At 37.0% G+C, this 19,709-nt stretch carries 20 protein-coding genes; 18 read left to right on the forward strand and 2 right to left on the reverse strand.

All coding sequences use genetic code 11. The annotated features are described in order from the left end of the window. Positions 1–192 precede the first annotated feature (192 nt). Positions 193–2,352, reverse strand: a complete 2,160-nt coding sequence (locus FDF36_RS11595; protein WP_220391422.1) for a VapE domain-containing protein — start codon at positions 2,350–2,352, stop codon at positions 193–195. 71 nt (positions 2,353–2,423) lie between these two features. Further along, entirely contained in the window at positions 2,424–2,816 is a 393-nt protein-coding gene (locus FDF36_RS11600) for a hypothetical protein (protein ID WP_005781156.1), read from the reverse strand. Positions 2,817–3,547: 731 nt separating this feature from the next. Here FDF36_RS11600 and FDF36_RS11605 point away from each other — a divergent pair. The 18 genes from FDF36_RS11605 to FDF36_RS11685 all read left to right on the forward strand — a co-directional run bounded on the left by FDF36_RS11605 (position 3,548) and on the right by FDF36_RS11685 (position 19,632). Beyond that, positions 3,548–4,087, forward strand: coding sequence for a UpxY family transcription antiterminator (locus FDF36_RS11605; RefSeq protein WP_005781154.1), 540 nt, complete (start codon positions 3,548–3,550; stop codon positions 4,085–4,087). Between the two features lie 44 nt (positions 4,088–4,131). After that, complete coding sequence (locus FDF36_RS11610) at positions 4,132–4,617, forward strand: UpxZ family transcription anti-terminator antagonist (RefSeq protein WP_005808198.1); 486 nt, start codon at positions 4,132–4,134, stop codon at positions 4,615–4,617. 51 nt (positions 4,618–4,668) lie between these two features. Continuing rightward, positions 4,669–5,763, forward strand: a complete 1,095-nt coding sequence (locus FDF36_RS11615) for an MraY family glycosyltransferase (protein ID WP_220391423.1) — start codon at positions 4,669–4,671, stop codon at positions 5,761–5,763. 249 nt (positions 5,764–6,012) lie between these two features. Further along, complete coding sequence (locus FDF36_RS11620) at positions 6,013–7,482, forward strand: O-antigen translocase (RefSeq protein WP_044302021.1); 1,470 nt, start codon at positions 6,013–6,015, stop codon at positions 7,480–7,482. Between the two features lie 228 nt (positions 7,483–7,710). After that, positions 7,711–8,865, forward strand: a complete 1,155-nt coding sequence (wecB, locus tag FDF36_RS11625) for a non-hydrolyzing UDP-N-acetylglucosamine 2-epimerase (RefSeq protein ID WP_220391424.1) — start codon at positions 7,711–7,713, stop codon at positions 8,863–8,865. Positions 8,866–8,869: 4 nt separating this feature from the next. Then, positions 8,870–10,042, forward strand: coding sequence for a glycosyltransferase family 4 protein (locus FDF36_RS11630; RefSeq protein ID WP_259281419.1), 1,173 nt, complete (start codon positions 8,870–8,872; stop codon positions 10,040–10,042). A gap of 79 nt (positions 10,043–10,121) precedes the next feature. Next, a complete protein-coding gene (locus tag FDF36_RS11635; RefSeq protein WP_220391426.1) occupies positions 10,122–11,174 on the forward strand; it encodes a glycosyltransferase family 2 protein in 1,053 nt (350 codons plus the stop codon). 2 nt (positions 11,175–11,176) lie between these two features. Then, entirely contained in the window at positions 11,177–11,797 is a 621-nt protein-coding gene (locus tag FDF36_RS11640) for a CatB-related O-acetyltransferase (RefSeq protein ID WP_032543698.1), read from the forward strand. Further along, positions 11,794–12,510, forward strand: a complete 717-nt coding sequence (locus tag FDF36_RS11645; RefSeq protein WP_220391427.1) for a glycosyltransferase family 32 protein — start codon at positions 11,794–11,796, stop codon at positions 12,508–12,510. Before FDF36_RS11640 ends, FDF36_RS11645 begins: the two co-directional genes overlap by 4 nt. Then, complete coding sequence (locus FDF36_RS11650) at positions 12,507–13,583, forward strand: EpsG family protein (RefSeq protein ID WP_220391428.1); 1,077 nt, start codon at positions 12,507–12,509, stop codon at positions 13,581–13,583. Before FDF36_RS11645 ends, FDF36_RS11650 begins: the two co-directional genes overlap by 4 nt. Before the next feature lie 11 nt (positions 13,584–13,594). Further along, complete coding sequence (locus FDF36_RS11655; RefSeq protein ID WP_220391429.1) at positions 13,595–14,434, forward strand: glycosyltransferase family 2 protein; 840 nt, start codon at positions 13,595–13,597, stop codon at positions 14,432–14,434. A gap of 58 nt (positions 14,435–14,492) precedes the next feature. Then, a complete protein-coding gene (locus tag FDF36_RS11660; protein WP_259281420.1) occupies positions 14,493–15,476 on the forward strand; it encodes a glycosyltransferase family 4 protein in 984 nt (327 codons plus the stop codon). Continuing rightward, positions 15,463–16,227, forward strand: a complete 765-nt coding sequence (locus FDF36_RS11665; protein WP_220391431.1) for a glycosyltransferase family 2 protein — start codon at positions 15,463–15,465, stop codon at positions 16,225–16,227. Before FDF36_RS11660 ends, FDF36_RS11665 begins: the two co-directional genes overlap by 14 nt. Positions 16,228–16,246: 19 nt before the next feature. Then, a complete protein-coding gene (locus FDF36_RS11670; RefSeq protein ID WP_220391432.1) occupies positions 16,247–16,969 on the forward strand; it encodes a CpsB/CapC family capsule biosynthesis tyrosine phosphatase in 723 nt (240 codons plus the stop codon). A gap of 111 nt (positions 16,970–17,080) precedes the next feature. Then, positions 17,081–17,200, forward strand: coding sequence for a DUF6804 family protein (locus tag FDF36_RS21540; protein WP_350338497.1), 120 nt, complete (start codon positions 17,081–17,083; stop codon positions 17,198–17,200). A gap of 81 nt (positions 17,201–17,281) precedes the next feature. Continuing rightward, positions 17,282–17,851 (forward strand): type IV toxin-antitoxin system AbiEi family antitoxin domain-containing protein, encoded by a 570-nt coding sequence (locus tag FDF36_RS11675; protein ID WP_005781128.1) that lies wholly within the window; start codon positions 17,282–17,284, stop codon positions 17,849–17,851. Continuing rightward, the gene (locus tag FDF36_RS11680) at positions 17,842–18,711 is read left to right on the forward strand and encodes a nucleotidyl transferase AbiEii/AbiGii toxin family protein (RefSeq protein WP_005821574.1); all 870 of its coding nucleotides are present in this window, start codon (positions 17,842–17,844) and stop codon (positions 18,709–18,711) included. The genes FDF36_RS11675 and FDF36_RS11680 overlap by 10 nt, the downstream gene beginning before the upstream one ends. Positions 18,712–19,191: 480 nt before the next feature. Beyond that, positions 19,192–19,632 (forward strand): cold-shock protein, encoded by a 441-nt coding sequence (locus FDF36_RS11685; RefSeq protein ID WP_220391433.1) that lies wholly within the window; start codon positions 19,192–19,194, stop codon positions 19,630–19,632. Positions 19,633–19,709 lie beyond the last annotated feature (77 nt).

The following is a 19,709-nucleotide window of genomic DNA, read 5'->3' on the forward strand; positions in this document are numbered from 1 at the left end:
GCAACTTTATTAGGGCTTTTTTGGTAAGTTACAATACTCTTCACCATACGCATTTAAATAACATAAGGAAGTATCCCATTCCGCTTGTCAATAAAACGCCAATATATGTCCTGCCCCGTAACAATATATGTTATTTCGATTACATATATTGTTACGGGGCATTTCTCTTCTATCTCCTTCTTTCCGATACTTTTAAAACGGTAACTCTTCCATCTCCTTTCCCTTCTCCCTTTTCCTGAAGTTTTCGCTCACCTCCTGCTGGCTGAGTTCCACTACAGCATACTCCGTGATGCCATGGATGTTTACACGCTTGCCGAAGGCATCCCTTTCCAGAATCTGTACCAACACCTGTTGCGTTTGCGCGTTGGCTTGTGTCCGTCCGTATACAGATAGAGTAGCCAGTATTGCGGCGGCGGGTTTCCATTTCACCTCAAAGTCCTTTTCTCCTGCCGGACGGAAGTAAACATACAGGTTCTCTTCCAGTGGGTCTTTCATGCGGTGGCGTTCGTTTCGGGTGTTGATGTCGTCTATCTCGTTTCCTTCAAACCAATAGCGGAAACCGTCTTCTATCAGTTGCACCGCCTGTGCGTATATCCCTTTGTGGTCTACCGGAGTGCGGTAGTCGATGGCTTTTACGGGAATGACCAGGAAGCGCCGGTTTCCCCCGTAATCCCTGAGGAACTGCATGTTGTTGGTGCTGCCAATGAACGATGCCCTCCGGGGATAAAGCTGCGCCTGAGTGTCGTATACCTTCCGGATGGTGACGTTCTCCTGTCCGATGATCCGTTTGAGTTCGGCGATGTCTCCTGTCTTCACACCCTCAAACTCCTCCATGTTGATCAGCAGCCGGGTGGATAGCAGCAAGAGGTCGTCCTTGTTTGCCGGGTCTATCATTCCGTTGCGGTAATATTCTCCGAGTTCCGGGGGCAGCAGGTGCCGTATCCAGGTACTTTTTCCTTTTCCCTGCGCCCCGTGCAGCACCAGGGCTTGCTGGTTGGCTTTACCCGGTTGGAGCGCCGAGGCCACCATGGCTACGATCCAGCGCCGGAATCCTTCCCTCCAGAATTCCTGATCCTCCGCCTGTATGGTGTCCGCCAGTTTCCTGATGTGGTCGGTTGTCCTGTCCCACCGTGCGTTTCCTCCGAAGTAGTCGGTAAAGGGATTGAACTCCGGTGTATAGTCCGAGTCGATGACCGACTTCAGGCTGTTGAGCGGATAGGCGATGCCCTGTCTGCTGATGTTCAGGAAGATGGAGTTGAGATCCTTGTTCCGCATGGCGTAGAATGATTTTACCTCCTTCGTTTTGGACAAGTCGCACATTTCCAGTCGGTCGAGTACCGTATTTCTCCTGAAAGCGTAATTCCTGTCCAGATACTCTATCACCTGTTCCACGGGCGGTATCTTTTTTTTCTCCTCTGCCCGTTCCGTTCTGTCCGTATATGTGTAGGCGTTCGCGATAGGGGTGTCTGTATCCATCTGTCCGTTCTCCCCTAATTTCACTGCTGCCAGACGCTTGACTTCCGCCTCTTCAAGTCCCTTTCGGAAACATTTGTTTCCCAGGGTGAAGAGGAACGAATTGCGGTTTCCCTCTGTGTATTTCATCAGCCTGCGGGTAGAGCTGAGGCATTTGTTGAATTCCATGCACGTGTAGGCGCTGACTTCCCCTGTTGGGTCCGTTGCGGGCTCTTCCTTCTGCCTTCCCCTCCGTGCAGGTTCGGGGGCTTCGATGGTGAATGTCCGTTGCGGGATGTGTGCCACCCGCCGGGGAGAGTAAAACGCCCTCGGGTCATACGAAGCGAAGACACCTCTCGACAAGTCCTTTCCGCTGGTGTCCACTTCCGTCTCCAGAAGTTTCTCGTAGTGTTTACGGGCCAGTTCGTACATTCCCGCGTGATACTGCTCCAACCGGCTGTAAGTGATTGCCGGTGTCCGGAAGAACGCGTTTCGCCACCCTTCCGCTTCGAGGCTTACCGGATAGGCGAGCACCTTGAATCCGTGCTGCTTGGCGGTGAGGAAGCAGGCGAGTGTCGCTTCGTCTGTTTCTATCAGGGCCCGTATCCGGTCCAGTTCCTTTTCGGGCAGATGGTCCAGGTCGATGGTGATGATGTCATTGTATGCGGCGATACTATGCGCCAGCCTGCATTCGTGGTAGTTTGCCGTGACGGTGAAATAGTCCAGCTGCCGTTTTACGTTCTCCGCTTCCTTGGTTTTCCCTTCACTGATAAGCCTTCCTATTTTCTCAATCAGGACGGCATAGCGACTGCTGCGTACCTTTTCGATTAATTCATTCAGGGAGCATCTCCCTTTTACTTTGCTGAAGCCCCTGTAAGTAGTAATACTAATGTTTTCCATTTTTCTGTCTTTTTTAAAGCTCGACGTAAGTGTCTGCGGCTGTAAAATTAGGGATGATTTTATAAACCTTGTTAGACGTTTTCTTTGAAGAATGTCTTTATTTCGTCTAAGATGTTTGTTTCCAGATCTTTATCCGTTCCCTTTTTCTCCTCTTTCAGAAATTTTAGTGTGTTAAATATTTCTGTTTCAATGGATTGTACTGACATCTCCTTTGTGGGGTTTTGTTTCTGTCCGAAGTATAGCATACGGTACATGATATGTGCCAATTCACGGATTCCTTTGCGCTTTTTCGTTCCTTTTTGCTGGTAATTCAACCATAAGAAAAAGAGGATAACCAGCTCTCTGTGAGTAGTTATGTCGAGTTTTTCCGGTTTCTTTTCCAGTGTTTCTAAAATTCTCTTACTCTCGTCAGTTTTTCCGTTTGTAATTACTACATAAGGAATGTCTTCTATGTTAAGAATCATTCCTTCATTCGGTTTTTTTTGCTCATTTTGTCTAATATGATTTATTATTACGAAGGCAAAATTAACTGTTCTTAGTATATTATCTGTTATATACGCGTATATTGTTTACTTTTAATTGATGTTTCACCCCGTCCTGAAAATAGGTTAAGTATACCTGACCTGTTTTCAGAACGGGGTAAAATCAAATTAAAAAGAGAGTATTATGCGTGTACGCGTGTGCGCGATTATATAAAGGGTGTCGGTGAATAGGGGAATTTTAGTGTAAACAGAAAGGAGTGTGTTTCAAAAAACGTTCGTTCAATGGAACAAAGGTAAACAGCATTTTTATTATAGCAAAATATTTTTATAAATAAATTCATTTGTTCCTTTTTGAATGCTCTTATTTATTTGTAAATCAATTAATTATTAGAATTCTTAAATTAGCTTTTCTCTTTTTGAATTTTTCTTTTTGGAGATTTTAAAATTCTGTCAAAAATGGTGTTTAAACAAACGAACGTTTTTTGAAACATCAATGACTTCTAATTCATTCGTTCATAGAGCTTTATCTCTGAAATCCTTCCGTTTCCTGGAAATGGTCAATTTCAGGGTACTTACATAACATTTCATCGTTCTCCTGCTGTGATAGGGGAGAGTCTTGAGATCACATGAATGCAAGTAATACTGATATTCGCATTACATCATCTGACCGGGAGGTACTTTCGTACTCCGGTGTCCCCAAAGAATACCCTTTAGTGAAGGAATCCGACAACATCCATTGGTATGCTGTGCGAGTCACCTACAGCCGCGAACTTTCTTTGAAAACGTACCTTGACAGCGAATCCATCGAGAATTTCATCCCGATGCGCTACGAGTATATCGTGAAGAACGAACGCCGAGTGCGTAAACTGGTTCCCGCCGTTCATAATCTGGTATTCGTCCGTTCGTGCCGTGAACGTATCGACCGCATCAAAGAAGAGATGGGCGTATCCCTTCCGATCCGCTATATCATGGATCGGGAAAGCCGCCAGCCGATTGTTGTTCCGGACTCCCAGATGCGCAGCTTCATGGCGGTTGCCGGTAGTTACGAGCAGCAACTGGTTTATCTGGAGCCTTCCGCCGTTGCCTTCCGTAAAGGCCAGCGTGTGCGTGTAACGGGTGGTCTTTTTGCCGGTGTCGAGGGTGAGTTTATCCGTGTGAAAAACGACCGGCGTGTGATGGTTTCCATCCAGGGAGTGATGGCCGTTGCCACCACCTACATCCATCCTTCTCTAATCGAGCCGCTCGATCTTTAAACAGTAAAATAGCAGACAGTAAATCGTAAATTGTAAATATTCCCATGAACTCTTTAGATTCTCAAATTACCGCTTTGTACACCTTGGCGCACGAACTTCTGTATCTGGGTTCCGATGGCAGCCCCATCTACAGCGACCACTTCAGCCGGTTGAACGGTGATGTACTCAGCCGTGCCAACACTTTATATCCCCATCATGGCTCCACCGACGAGGAAGAAGCCCGTTTGTGCCTTTCGCTTCTGATGGGTTATAACGCGACGATCTACAATAACGGTGACAAGGAAGTCCGCATCCAGCAGATCCTGAACCGTTGTTGGGAAGTGCTCGACCGCCTGCCCGCTTCTTTGCTGAAGGTGCAGCTTCTGACTTATTGCTATGGCGAAGTATTTGACGACGATCTCTCCCGTGAGGCACACAGCATCATCGACAGTTGGGGAGAGCGTGCCCTTTCCGGCGATGAATGTGAGATTGCCGAACAACTCCGCAGCCTTGAAGAGAATCCTTATCCCAACTGGGAAGTAGAGGAGTGAACTCTTTTCTTTTTCGACACAACACTGTATATAACCTAAATCCCCTTTGTCTTGAATATCCTTTTCATCATATTGGCTTTTGTCATCTCTGCTTCGATTGCCCGGCTTATCATTCCCCGCATCCTGCTTATTTCTTTGCGGAAGAAGCTTTTCGATATGCCGAGTGAGCGCAAGGTTCATAAACGTGCCATTCCCCGTTTAGGCGGTGTCTCTTTCTTTCCCACCATCCTGTTATCCTCTTGCGGTGTGTTCGCACTTCGCATCCTGATGGGTTATGATGTTCCCGCCCTCCGTGCGGTGTACTTGCTGCCCGAGTGCATGTTTCTGGTCTGTGGGATGACTTTGCTTTATCTGACGGGTATCGCCGACGACCTTGTCGGAGTCCGTTATCGGCAGAAATTTGTGATCCAGATCATCTGTGCCTCGTTTTTTCCCCTGGCCGGCCTTTGGATCAATAACTTCTACGGGCTTTTCGGCCTGTATGCCCTTCCTGCCTGGATAGGTATGCCTTTTACGGTTCTTCTGGTTGTCTTTGTCACCAATGCCATCAATCTGATTGACGGTATCGACGGTCTTGCTTCCGGTCTGAGCAGCGTTGCCCTGCTTGTCTTCGGCTTCCTGTTCATGCAGAAAGAACTTTGGACGTACAGCATGCTCGCCTTTGCCACGTTCGGTGTGCTGGTCCCTTTCTTTTACTATAACGTCTTCGGCAGTGCGGAACGTGCCCGTAAGATTTTTATGGGTGATACGGGCAGCCTGACTTTGGGCTATGTGCTCTCTTTCCTTGCCATCAAATACAGCCAGTACAATCCGGATGTCACCCCGTATACCGAAGGTGCTTTCGTGATTGCTTTCAGTACGCTGATTGTCCCTGCGTTCGATGTGATCCGTGTGGTGATGGTTCGTGTTCGCAGTGGCAAGAGCCCTTTCGAACCGGACAAGAACCATATTCATCATAAGTTCCTGGCAATGGGTTTCACACCAAGAAAGGCGATGATAACGATCTTGCTGATTTCTTGTGCGTTTAGTGCGGTGAATATTCTGTTGATTCCGGTGATTGACAACACGGTGATGCTTTTGGCGGATATTGCTGTGTGGGTGGGACTGAATTTATGGTTCGACAGGGTAAGAGATGGACGAAAGTAATATAGATTAAAATAAAAGATATTCTAATACTTAATAACTGTTTGTTCTAAAGATATTATCTAAGTATATAAGTCTTGATTTTGTATAGGGAGCAGAAAATAAAATTAGTTAGTATTTATAGAAATTATTTGAAATAATAGAATCAATTAAAAACGAATATTTCAGTGTGATAAAATATTGGATAAATGAAATGTTATTTAGTGTATTGGATTTAAACGGGATGATAATTTTGTTAATTAGATTTTAGTTGTGGAGGATAACAAAACTTCTTCGTATCGTAAGATAGTAAAAGGGACTGCTTTATTTGGAGGAGTACAAGTCTTCAATATCTTAGTTTCTCTGATAAGAGGTAAATTAATTGCAATTATTCTCGGACCAGAAGGTATGGGTATCTCCTCTCTATTAACCTCGTCAACAAATATGTTACAACAGTTTTCTAGCTTAGGACTAAATTATTCTGCAGTTAAAGATATTTCGTATGCCAAAGAAAATGGTGATCAAGAACGTTTGAGTTTGGTCATACACGTATTACGACGATTGTTGCATTTAACATCATTAATTGGTAGTTTGATCTCTATTTTGTTTGCAGAACAACTGAGTTTACTTGCTTTTGGAACAACTGATTATAAGTGGTCCTTTGTTGGATTATCAATAATGATTTATTTTACTACCTTATCTAATGGTGAGTTAGCTATATTGCAAGGTGTTAGAATGCTGAAGCAATTGGCATATTCATCTATTATAGGATCTTTGTTGGGATTAATGGTAGGCGTGCCACTTTATTATTACTATGGCTATGATGGTATAGTTCCTGCTATGATAGTATTATCTCTTATGACTTATCTTTTTAATCGGTATTATGCAAATAAAGTACAACACTATCACTTAAAAGCTAATTGGGATGTAACGAAAACTATAGGTAGAACTATGCTTGCATTAGGAATGATACTTTTGGTCTCTGGTTTGCTTACCACAATTTCTAATTATTTATTAAATACATTTATCAGTAACTTTGGTTCATTACAAGACGTTGGCCTTTATCAAGCAGCAAACTCTATAACGAATCAGTATGTGGGAGTTGTTTTTGCTGCTATGGGAGCAGACTTCTTTCCTCGACTATCAGGCGTTTCGAAAGACAACACAAAAATTAGGGCATTAGTTAATCAGCAATCGGAAATAGTAATGCTAATTGTTGCTCCTTTAGCTATATTATTGATAATGACAGCTCCTTTAATGATCCGATTGTTATTATCAAAGGAATTTTTACCTTTAATTTCTGTGGTTCGCTTTATGGGAATCGGATTGTTTTTTAAAGCTATGGCGTATCCAATGGGATATATTTCTTTTGCTAAAGGAGATAAAAAATTTTTCTTTTGGTTTGATGGAGTAACAGGGAATATAATGACGCTTATATTAAACATTATATTTTATTATAAATGGGGGTTGATTGGTATTGGTATTTCTTTTACAGTATCGTTCTTTTTATTTAGTGGCCTATATGTGTTAATAACTAGATGGCGTTATGATTTTTATTATTCATTGTCATTCTATAAGATGCTGGTTCCTTTATTTATATTGTTATGTGTAGTATTTGGAACTTCTTTTATTTCTGATGTGTATTTTTCATATATTTGTATGATATTAGCATCTATTATTTGCTTGTTATTGAGTTTATATGGTCTAAATGTTAGATTGCAAATAATAAAATTGAAAAAATGATTTCTTTTGAAAACTTTCGGAATACAAATAGAATATTGTAAAATAAATCTGTTAATCAATGTTTGTAATATTACTATAATCCATTAAAGATATTTATTTAGTAGATCTTTATGCCATATATTATCTTTCCTATCTTTTTTGTTAAATATGCTCTTGAGAAGATGAAAATGGATCAAATAAAGTTTTTTTGATTTTTTGATATAAATATATTATAATTATATTCATGTTATGAAAAAGAAAATATTGTTGACGTTTGGTACACGTCCAGAAGCAATAAAGATGGCTCCATTAGTAAAGGAATTGCAGGAAAAAAAGGATTGTTTTGAGATATTAGTTTGCGTGACAGGTCAACATCGTGAAATGCTGGATCAAGTGCTTCATATTTTTGATATTAGTCCAGATTATGATTTGAATATAATGAGACAAGGGCAAGATTTATATGATATAACTTCGCGTGTCCTCTTAGGAATGCGTACTATATTTATGGAAATTAAGCCAGACATTGTATTAGTGCATGGTGATACAACCACTTCAACTGCTACTGCATTAGCGGCTTTTTATCAACAGATACCTGTAGGGCATATAGAAGCAGGACTTCGTACTCATGATATTTATAGTCCATGGCCCGAAGAGATGAATCGTCAGATAACTGCAAGGATAGCCACTTACCATTTTGCTCCTACTATTTTAAGCAAACAAAATCTGATAAATGAAGGTGTAAAGGAAGATTTTATTTTTGTAACAGGCAATACCGTGATTGATGCTCTTTATTGGGTTGTGAATAAGATTAAAACAAATGAAGGCCTTAGTAAGGCGATAAAAGATGCTTTGAAAAGTTCTGGTTATAATATTGATAATCGAGGTACCGAAAAGAAGATTGTTTTAATTACAGGACATCGTAGAGAAAATTTTGGAGAAGGTTTCATTCATATGTGTCACGCTATAAAAACGTTGGCAGAGAAGTATCCAAATGTTGATTTTATCTATCCAATGCATTTGAATCCTAATGTTCGTAAGCCTATTAATGATGTATTTGGAGAGCAAAAATTCATTAATATATTTTTTATTGAGCCTTTGGAGTATCTCTCTTTTGTCTATTTGATGGATAAATCATTCTTGGTGTTGACAGATAGCGGTGGAATCCAAGAAGAAGCACCTGGGCTGGGGAAACCAGTTTTGGTGATGCGTGATACGACAGAGCGTCCAGAAGCATTGGAAGCAGGAACTGTTAAACTTGTGGGTACTGATTATTATAAGATTGTGAAAGAAGTAAGTAAACTTTTAGAGAGTAAAACTTATTATGAATCAATGAGTAAGGCTGTTAATCCTTATGGTGATGGGTGTGCATGTTCTCGTATTGTTACCTTGTTACAAGAAGTATAGTGCTGTGGATATTTATAATAAGAAGATTTGTATAATTGTTGCTCTTAATTGTCCGTATGGTGGGAATATAATTCCTTCTCTAAGAACTTTAGCAGAAGTATTAACTAATAAGTATCAAGTGAAGGTTTGTTGGATTTTTCCAAAACAAGAGGATAGAGATTGGTTAAACGAATTGGAAAAAAAATATGAGGTGGAATTTACTACCCGCAGTTACGGGAAGTCATTTATTGAAATAAAACAAATTTTTGAAAAGTGGAAACCTGATTTGGTACATACGCACTATGAAGCTTATGATATTGTAGTAGCTAAAGTAGTGAAAAAGCTAAATTGGGATATTCGTATGGTATGGCATATTCATGATTATATGACTCTTGATACTTCTGGAGAATCTCTGCCACTGTTGCGTAAATTAAAACGGCATTTTTCTCTTTTTTTACATTATGGCTTTTATGGGCAACATGCTTCTTTGATTGCTGTTAGTGACGAAATGGCCGCATTTTGCGGACATTATAAAATGCAGAAGTTGAGTTTTCCTCCCCGATATTTTAATAATACATCAGATCAGTCTTATATAGATCACGTAAAAGTCCTTCTCAATGGTATTGACCTTACACGGATAATAGGAAATCGTAGTCCATCCGTGATAGTTCCATTCACTTTTTTATCTTATGGTGGACAGAATGTACATAAGCGCATTGATTACTTGTTGATGGCAGGTGAGATATTGAAGGCAAAAGGGTGTACTTTCCGGATTTTATTAACTAAGGGCGTTGATACTATGCAAGTTGTACGTAGTATATACCATGAAAAGATTCCAGAGTGGTTAGTGTTGACAGAACAGACTGATAGAATAGTAGATATTCTTAAATTGTCATCTTGTTATGTTAGTACTTCAGTACACGAGACCATGTCTACTGCTATAGCCGAAGCTAGTATATTTGGGTTGCCTATTATTCAGAGTGATATTCCAGGTACAGATTGGAATGCCAAAACTCCCTCTGCTTTTCTTTTTAAAAGTCGTGATGAAAAAGACTTAGCTGATAAAATGGAATTAGTAATGAAGATGGATTCTGATTGTTTATTATGTGCATGTAAAAAAAGTAAGAAACTCAATAAAGAACGTTTGTCTTTGGAGAAATGGTGCGATAATATCATTGAGTTTTATCGTAATTTATAACTAGGCCTTTATATCATTATCTATAATTTTTTGAAAAGGAACAAATTTAGTTATCATTGTCTGAAATATGTAAAAGTGTATGCCTAAGATTTCTGTCATTATACCTATCTATAAATCGGAGAAATTTTTAAGAAAATGTGTTGATAGTGTCTTGTCACAAACTTTTAAAGACATAGAGATACTTTTGATTGATGATGGAAGCCCTGATTTATCTGGGGAGATTTGTGATCAATATGCTTCAAAATATTCTCGAGTGAAAGCATTTCATATACCTAATAGTGGAGTTAGCGCTGCCCGAAATTTTGGAATATCGAAGTCGAGTGGAGAATATCTTTGCTTTATTGACTCTGATGACTATGTTGAAGATGAATATTTGGAGTGCTTTGGTTTTAATGTATACTTGGATTTAGACTTGTATATGCAAGGGTATCGTATGATTGGTTTGAATAAAAAGGAAGAAAAAAAGTTCCCTCAAAGTGCTGTTTATTATAATCAGAAGGAGCCTTATATTTATTCTGAAATGAATTTTATAATAGCCTCTCCTTGCTTTAAACTATATAGGAGGAGTATTGTTGTGGAGAACCATATACTTTTTGATGAATTGATTTCGTTGGGTGAAGATCATCTTTTCTCATTGAATTATTATTGTTATGTAACAAGTGTGTACGTTTCTACAGGGTGTTTTTATAATTATATTTATCATGGTAGTGAACAACATTTGACTAATAGATATGTGTCTTTAGAAAACATATTATATTATTCAGACCAAATTGATTTTTTTAGAAATAAGATATTTGCTAATCTAGGAATTATCAATACTTCGTTCTTAATTCCTTGGAAAAGAGCTTTTATATTTATTGTATTAGATTCTCTTATGCGTGTATTTAGAAGTGAATGGAGTTGGTCTGAAAAGAAAATGGAATATAAAAAGTATATTGCCTATTTGAAAAGTAATAAGAAGTTGTTTGAGGTAGGAACTGAGAATTATTCTACTAAGATTCTACAGCTAATTTTAAATTCTAAACTGTTTAATTCATTTGTATTTGTATATGTGTATATATATATGCACAAGAAAACGGTTCTTCTGGTGGCATATTTAACTTCTCAATATAGGCGAAATTTTATAAGATGATTATGTGGATAAAACAATTCTTGATTCGTAAAATTCTGATATTTAGTAATGTGAATTTGAGATTAGCAAAAGACGTTTGTGTCGTGAAAGTGAAATTTGGCAAAAACGTCTTGTTGGAAAAAGGTGTCCAGCTTTCTTATTCAATAATTGGAGACTTTTCATATATTAATTATAATTCTTTTGTAAGCCATACTTCTATTGGGAAATTTTGCTCTGTTGGTCCATTTTGTGTTATTGGTATGGGAAATCATCCCTCTCACTCCTTTGTAAGTACTTCTCCTTATTTGTATGTTAAAGGAGATTTTTTGTCTGCATCTCTTTATAAAGAGAAACAAAATGTTAAAATAGGGAATGATGTTTGGATTGGTGCTCATGTTACAATTATTAATGGAGTCACAATTGGGGATGGAGCGATAATTGGTGCCAATTCTGTAGTTATTAGGGATGTACCTAGCTATGCTATTGTTGGAGGAGTGCCTGCGCGTGTTATAAGACAACGGTTTACCGACATGGAAATTAATCATTTGAATAAAATACAATGGTGGGATCAATCAGAGGTATGGTTAAAAGAGAAAGCTGAAAACATGTCTGATATAAAAAAATTTATAGAGAGTAATAAATGATACCTAAAAAAATTCATTATTGCTGGTTTGGTAAAGGTAAAATGCCAGAATTAGCTTTGAAATGTATTGAATCATGGAGAGTGAATCTCCCTGATTATGAATTGAAGGAATGGAACGAAAATTCTTTTGATATCAATTCTAATTTTTATGTAAAAGAAGCTTACGAGTCGAGAAAGTTTGCCTTTGTGACGGATTACGTGCGCCTATATGCATTGTATACAGAAGGGGGAATTTATATGGATACTGATGTGGAAGTGTTAAAAAATCTTGATTCTTTTTTAGGTCTTCCTGCTTTTTCGGGCTTTGAAGATAATGTGCATATACCTACAGGGATAATGGCTGCTGAAAAAGGAAGCATATGGGCTAAATGGCAATTAGAATATTATAGCGATAGACATTTTTTGTTACCTGATGGTACATTGGATTTAACCACTAACGTAGATATTATAGGTGGATTAATGGAAGAAAAAGGATTCATCCTGAAGAATGGATTATATAACTTTCAGAATATAATAACTATTTTCCCAAAAGATTATTTTTGTCCTAAATCACATACCACAGGTAAAATAGAATTAACCGAAAATACTTATACAATTCATCACTTTGCAGGTTCATGGAAGAGCAGTTCTGACCGATTGAAAAGGCGTATAGTTCATTTAATTGGAGTAAAGACAGTCCATAGATTAAAATTGTTGATCAATCTTTTTAGATGATATTTTATATCCTTTTTGGGATACTGTTTTTTCTATCCTTGATTTATTATAGTGGGAAAAAGTATCCATTTGCTCAGACTGCCTATTTACACTTTTGTGTGTTCTGTTTGTTTTTAATTATAGCAGGCGGAAGGAATAATGTAGGTACTGATTGGTGGCAATACAAAGAAGTTTTTGACACTTATGTGATAGATTATAATTATGTGCATGGGAGTTTTGAAGTGTTATTTTATGGATTTACGGGATTTATAGCCAAATTTTCAAGTTCGTTTAATGTCTTTATTTTTTCTCTGTTTTTACTATCGTTCTTTTTGAAATATAGATTCATTATAGATAATTCATCAAATGTATTTTTTTCTTTTCTTATATATCTAAGTGGGGTCTTTTTGATATTTGATATTAATGCATTGAGGCAGGGAGTCGCCTTGGGATTTACGTTGTTAAGCTGTACTTTTATTTTTAAGAAAAATTATTTGATCTTTTTTTTATTAATTCTTTTGGCTACTTTGTTTCACTCTTCCGCTGTTGTTTTTTTATTAGCTTACTTTTTTACGAATTTTCGACTATCTAATAAAAAGTACGTTATTTATACATTAGTTCTTTCTGTATTAGGATATTATATTTCTGCTTTTATTAGTGATATATTAGTGTTGGGTATATCAGATTCAAATATAGCGGATAAGTTTGAATATTATTCTTCTGGAAATTATTATGTATCAAAGGTTTCTTTTTTTTCTGTAAGTACTCTCAGACGTATTGTTTTATGGGGGGCTATTTTATATTTAACAAGAAATATAAAAGATAAAAATGTATATTTTTATAAGAATTGTCTTTTGTTCTCTTTTTTTCTTTATTTTCTTTTTGCGTCAAGTTTGGAGGTAGCATATCGGATTTCATATTATTTTTTTTGTTTTGAAATACTATTACTTCCATTAGGTATATCTCAAATTTTAAATAAGAATAATCGTATAATGTTGTTGACCTTTTTTTGTTGCTATTATTTTTATTTGACTTATAAATTAGTCTCTGTTCCTGATGGTGGATTATTTATATATAATAATATCTTTTTTTAATATATTGTAATATGACTTGTTCATTAATACTTTGTACTTTGAATCGAGTTGAGGAGGTCGCTGAGTTTTTTCAATCATTAGTAATTCAAACATTTAAAGATTTTGAATGTATTGTTGTTGATCAAAATGAAGATGATAGACTGGATTCTATTATAAAAGAATATTCTGATAAAATTACAATAAAACATATTAAATCTATAAAAAAAGGACTTAGCTTAAATAGAAACTTAGGTTTAACTTATGCTTTAGGTAGTATAGTTGCATTTCCAGATGATGATTGCGAATATTTGTCTATAACATTAGAACAGGTTGTTTCTTTCTTTTCTCATAATGAATGTTATAGGCTCTTTACGATCAATACAGTTAGTAAAACAAGTAATATATGGTATAATAGCCAGCGAAGTAAAGTGCAATTGAATAATAGAAATTATTATCGGTATGCTATTAGTATGGGGATTTTTGTAAGATATAGAAGCTTATCAGACTTGTCGTTTGATGAACAATTGGGTGTTGGATGTTATTTTGGTGCGGGAGAAGAAAGTGATTTCGTTTCTAATTTATTAACATTGGGCTATGATGGTATATATGATGGAAGTATGTTTGTATATCATCCATCAGAAGTGCCTGTTGTAGCTCTTAAAGACCGGTATATAAAATATAGTTTAGGCTATGGTGCGTTAATGAAGAAAGAAATAATTTACAGACACAAATATTATATGTTAGTAAAATTAATCTTTGACTTGCTGGGGAGAATTGTTGCTGCATGTTTGCCTATAGAAAAGAGGAAACTTTATTGGTATTCTTTTAAATATAGATTATTGGGATATATTAAATATACTATAAAGAAATAATAGATGCTAATTATATTTTATGAACGTATTTTTTTACTCTAGTGTACGTACTAAAAAAATGTTTTCAATTCAGAGTTATTATAGAAATGATATCTGTATCTTAAGAAATTTAGGGTATAATGTTCATTTAAGTAACTCTATATGGGATTTTCTATGTTTTTGGAAATATGATATTGCTTTTTTATACTTTTATAAATATAGTTTTTTTGCTGCATTCTTTGCCAAATTATTTAGGAAAAAAGTATATTATACTGGAGGTATCGACTATTTGGAAAAAACATTTGCAACTGCAAAGCAAAGATTTCTTCAAATTATTTTTTTTAAATTATGTAATCTTTTGTCGGATAGAAACATAATTGTTTCATCAACTGATTGGGAAAATATTAGAGAAATTTATTATGATAAAATACCGAATAAATGTAGTCTAAGTTTTCACTCAATTGATTATTCTAAATTTGAATATACAGAAAACTTTTCAAGTAAAAAGAAAATTATTTCTACTATAGCTTGGATGGTTAATCTTGATAACGTGTTTAGAAAAGGAGTTGATAAATCTATCTTGGTTTTTTCTGATTTTATAAAGGTATTTCCTGAGTATAGGTTGGTGATAGCTGGCCCTCCAGGGGCTGGGAGCGAATATATTCTAAATATGATAAAGCAACTTGAATTGGAGAATGTGGTTATCTATAAAGGGGCTATTTCAGAGGACGAAAAGATTGAGTTATTAAAAGATAGCCGATGTTATTTGCAATTGTCAAAGTACGAAGGATTCGGCATAGCTGCGATTGAGGCTTTAGCAGCAGGAGATCAAGTGATTCATAGTGGAAATGGAGGTCTTAAAGATGCTCTTGGGGTATATGGGTATAAAGTTGATATTGAAGATAAAGAGCAGGTTTTGAACACATTATTAAATATATGTGAACATGATATTGATGTTGAGTTTACAAAAAAAGGAATAAAATACATTGCCGATAATTTTAGTTATAATAAAAGGCTTTCTGATTTTCGGAAAATTATAGGTGAATACCATGCAAAATCTTAAGATATCTTTAATAACGACTTCTTATAATAGTGAGACTACCATTAGTGATACATTGTCTTCCGTTTTGTTTCAATCATATTCAAATATAGAGTATATAATTGTTGACGGTGGTTCAAGCGATGAAACGATTTCAATAATAAAAGAATACGAACCTCTGTTTAATGGACGATTGAAGTGGATTAGTGAAAAAGATGATGGTATTTATGATGCTATGAATAAGGGAATACAGATGGCTTCAGGAGATATTGTTGGGATATTGAACTCAGATGATTTTTTTACTTCTGATAATGTTTTAGCTGCTATTATTGCTGAATTTGACAGATATTCTCTTGATGCAGTATACGGTGATGTTCATTTTGTGAGATCTAATAATTTGCATAAATCTATTCGTTATTATTCTTCTAGAATATTTAAACCTAAACTAATGAGATTAGGTTTTATGCCGGCTCATCCAAGTTTTTATTGTTGGAAAGATTGTTTTCTGAAATATGGCTTTTATAAGATTGATTATAGTATTTGTGCTGATTTTGAACTCTTGTTACGCTTTATTTATGTTCATAAAATAGTCACTAAATACATCCCTATGGACATGGTGACTATGCGCGTAGGTGGTGTTAGTACTAATGGTCTAAAGAGTCATATTAAAATATTGAGAGAGCATTTACGTGCGTTTAAGGAAAATGGAATAAGGGCTAATCTTTTCTTACTGGCTATTAGATACTTTTATAAAGTAACAGAATTTATTAAATAGGAAAGAACTTTACTCTTTTATGATTTTTGGATTTTTTTCTTTGGTACATACCGATTTTCAGCCTTATTTACTTCCTAATACGGATGCATGGGCTTTGCCTGAGGATAAAGCGTTGGATTTATTGGCTTATCTTGAACAGCAAGGTGTCAGGCAGATCTACTGTGTACCTCCGGTAAAGGTGGAAAATGAAGGGAATGCTTCTTCTTTTCTGAAAGATGCCTTTCAATATTTACAGCAGCAATACTCCGGTAATATCTCTCTGCGTTTGTCGGCAAGATATCGTTTGGATGAAGGATTTCCGGCTTTGTTGGAGAAGGGAGATTTGTTGGCGATAGGAGGGGGAAAGGAGTTACTGGTAGATGTGTCTCCTTTAAAACAGCCGGAAGGACTCAGTGAGATGATTCATGCCATCTGCCGGTCGGGTTATATCCCTGTTCTGATGCAACCGGAACGTTCGCTTTATTGGGGAACGGAAGACTATCTGCACTTGCGGGAATCGGGATGCAGGCTGATGCTGAATCTATATTCCTTGTTCGGTTACAATGGTGACGGAGCGTTGAATTACAGCCGTATGTTGTTGAAAAAGGAGTGGTATACATATCTCTGTTCGGGCAGGGAGGATACAAAGGTGATGCGATATAGTGAATCGTTTTCGATGGAGGATGATGACGATTTGGCGATGAAATTGCAGGAGATAGAAAGAAACAGCAGGCTGTTGTGGTCTGCTACGGAAAACGGGTAACGGCGGTTATTCGTGTTTTAGGCGGCAGCCGGGATTACCGTAACAGGTGATTCCGGCTGTTTTTATATAATATCTTTGAATCTGTTGAGAAGTCAATATTACTGATATGTAATGTTCCAAGCATTTATGAAAGTTACTTTAGGACGACTACTTTGGAATATTATTGATGTTTTAATGGCGGTTAGTTTGATAATTCTGATTGTATATCCGTATAAAAATAAAAGATTGTGATAACTTCTGTATTTTTCCCTTTAAAGTATACTGCATATTTGAATATTTGCAGTATATTTGCAAGGAATAGTTATAGGGAATATGTGCATTGAAGACCAACTTAAAAAAAATGGCTTTGTCTCTACACAAGGTTTGACTGACTGGCAGGAACAGCAATTGCAGGCCTCAGTTCGCAAAGGAGAGGCTATGCGCTTAAAAAATGGCGTATACGCTCATATTGACGCATTGGCAGGTACAATGGTGGATATTCGCCTGATTGTTCCTAATGGCATTCTCTGTCTTTGGTCGGCATGGTCGGTTTATAATCTCACTACTCAGATTCCGAATGCTTACTATGTGGCCATTAAGCGTAGTCGAAAAGTAGTTCTGCCTGAATATCCCGAATTTCAACTGATATATCAATCTGACAAATTACTATCTATCGGTGCTACTCGGAAAGAAATACAAGGATACGATGTGCCGATCTTTGATGTGGAACGTTCGGTTTGTGATGTGGTCAAGTATCGAAATAAAGTGGGAATTGATGTGATGGCAGAAGTCCTTCAAGCCTATCTGAAACGTCCCGATAAGAATATATCTCTATTGATGGATTATGCCTCTAAACTAAGAATACGTAATACACTTAATCATTATCTTGAGGCATGGCTATAAAAGAAATATATAACTATGGGGACTCAGTGAAAGCTAGGTTGTTGAATATTTCACGGAGAAATGGACAAAGCTATCAAATGCTTGTAACCCGATACCTCCAAGAGCGTTTGCTCTATCGTTTATCAATCAGCCGTTTTTATGACCATTTCTTTTTGAAAGGTGGAGCATTGCTATATGCTCATGAGCGTTTTTTGGCGAGGCCAACATTGGATATTGACTTCATGGGGTATCACATCGACAATAACAAAGAAAATATAAAAAAGATATTTGCAGAAATTTGCTCCATCTCTTACGAACAAGATGGTGTAATATTTTACATTGATACACTGCGTACTGATGAGATTGCAATTGAGAAGAAATATCCGGGTGTAAGATTGACGTTGACAGCCTCTCTTGATACGATTCGCCAGTATGTTTCTATGGATATAGGATTTGGAGATGTGATAACTCCCAGTCCATCTGAATTGGATTATCCGAACTTACTTGACGGATTCCCCAATACTGACATCATGGCTTATTCTTTGGAGACAGTTGTGGCAGAGAAATTTCAGACTATGATTTCAAGAGCAGAAACAAATAGTCGAATGAAAGATTTTTATGATCTCTATACGATCTTGCAAGGAGGAAAATATAATGCGGAAATATTAGATGAAGCTATAAAGGCAACATTCAAGAATCGCCAAACTAACTACATGGAAAATCACGTTGCATTTAGTCTTGCCTTTGCAAAGAACTCGAATTTGAACATAAGGTGGAATGCATTCATGAAGAAACTTAAGATTCCAACTCAACTTACTTTTTTTGAAGTAATGGATTACCTCCAAGTCAAACTAAAACCTTATTGGGAAAATTTGAAATAATATTGAGAAGTTCTGTACTCACCCTGCCATAATAGTAGGAAGGCTGCAACATCTAAAAGTAATATCTTATTGGCAGGATCAGGAACTGATAGAGAAGGTCGATTTGGATAGTGCCGTTCAGTGATTGTGCTATCCGGCAATTCCGGTTCCATCACGATTGGGACCGGAGAATTAGGAATAACCGAATAATATGTGTATATTTGCAGTTACTAACATTGGGTTTATACTGAAATCTTCTTTGTGCGTGATTGTTTTCCGCTTCATTCTGCGGCTTATGGCATTCCCCAATCGACATCATTATTTGCTGCTTTGTTCAGGATAAAAGCATCGCGCCTATGTGCTGCTGGCATTCGGCGTAGCGTATGATCTGGATATAATGATGAAATCGTTTGTTTATTGGTGTGTGTGACATAAAACTGTCTATCCGGCAATCAACATGTAAAAGAACAGGCAGTATTGATTCAGACATAAAATTATTGAATGGTAAAAAAAATAACAACAAGTAAACGTGACCGGGAGAAGCTAAAGGAGCAGAAACGTAAGGAGAAGCAACAACGTAAAGAGGAACGCCAAAGCAGCGGCCCAAGTTCTTTTGAGGATATGATTGCTTATGTCGACCAGTTCGGTGTTTTGCATTCAGTGCCGCAGGAACGGATTGAGGAAGAAGTCGATGCATCTCATATCGAGGTTTCTGTACCCAAACAAGAGAATGTGGAAGTGACTCCTCACATGGGGCGTATCGAGTATTTTAATGCTGCGAAAGGCTATGGTTTTGTGAAAGATACGGATAATGGCGAAAAGTATTTCTTCCATATCTCTTCTGCCCCTGCGACAATTGCTGAAGGTGATAGAGTGACATTTGAAATAGAGCGCGGTATGCGTGGAATGAACGCTGTACGAATATCAATAGTGACTGAATAGCAAAGTGGCTTCCGAAATAAGTAATTATCACGGATAATAATAATGGATATGGCCCCAATAATTGATAACTCAATTAT

The organism is Bacteroides fragilis, from assembly GCF_019583405.1.
Taxonomy (GTDB): domain Bacteria; phylum Bacteroidota; class Bacteroidia; order Bacteroidales; family Bacteroidaceae; genus Bacteroides; species Bacteroides fragilis_B.

Excerpts from the sequence above, each read along its gene's own strand:
- FDF36_RS11595 (WP_220391422.1), bottom strand. The coding sequence starts at position 2,352 with ATGGAAAACATTAGTATTACTACTTACAGGGGCTTCAGCAAAGTAAAA.
- FDF36_RS11600 (WP_005781156.1), bottom strand. The coding sequence starts at position 2,816 with ATGATTCTTAACATAGAAGACATTCCTTATGTAGTAATTACAAACGGA.
- FDF36_RS11610 (WP_005808198.1), top strand. The coding sequence starts at position 4,132 with ATGAACTCTTTAGATTCTCAAATTACCGCTTTGTACACCTTGGCGCAC.
- wecB (WP_220391424.1), top strand. The coding sequence starts at position 7,711 with ATGAAAAAGAAAATATTGTTGACGTTTGGTACACGTCCAGAAGCAATA.
- FDF36_RS11635 (WP_220391426.1), top strand. The coding sequence starts at position 10,122 with ATGCCTAAGATTTCTGTCATTATACCTATCTATAAATCGGAGAAATTT.
- FDF36_RS11640 (WP_032543698.1), top strand. The coding sequence starts at position 11,177 with ATGTGGATAAAACAATTCTTGATTCGTAAAATTCTGATATTTAGTAAT.
- FDF36_RS11645 (WP_220391427.1), top strand. The coding sequence starts at position 11,794 with ATGATACCTAAAAAAATTCATTATTGCTGGTTTGGTAAAGGTAAAATG.
- FDF36_RS11650 (WP_220391428.1), top strand. The coding sequence starts at position 12,507 with ATGATATTTTATATCCTTTTTGGGATACTGTTTTTTCTATCCTTGATT.
- FDF36_RS11655 (WP_220391429.1), top strand. The coding sequence starts at position 13,595 with ATGACTTGTTCATTAATACTTTGTACTTTGAATCGAGTTGAGGAGGTC.
- FDF36_RS11660 (WP_259281420.1), top strand. The coding sequence starts at position 14,493 with ATGTTTTCAATTCAGAGTTATTATAGAAATGATATCTGTATCTTAAGA.
- FDF36_RS11665 (WP_220391431.1), top strand. The coding sequence starts at position 15,463 with ATGCAAAATCTTAAGATATCTTTAATAACGACTTCTTATAATAGTGAG.
- FDF36_RS11670 (WP_220391432.1), top strand. The coding sequence starts at position 16,247 with ATGATTTTTGGATTTTTTTCTTTGGTACATACCGATTTTCAGCCTTAT.
- FDF36_RS21540 (WP_350338497.1), top strand. The coding sequence starts at position 17,081 with ATGTTCCAAGCATTTATGAAAGTTACTTTAGGACGACTACTTTGGAAT.
- FDF36_RS11675 (WP_005781128.1), top strand. The coding sequence starts at position 17,282 with ATGTGCATTGAAGACCAACTTAAAAAAAATGGCTTTGTCTCTACACAA.
- FDF36_RS11680 (WP_005821574.1), top strand. The coding sequence starts at position 17,842 with ATGGCTATAAAAGAAATATATAACTATGGGGACTCAGTGAAAGCTAGG.
- FDF36_RS11685 (WP_220391433.1), top strand. The coding sequence starts at position 19,192 with ATGGTAAAAAAAATAACAACAAGTAAACGTGACCGGGAGAAGCTAAAG.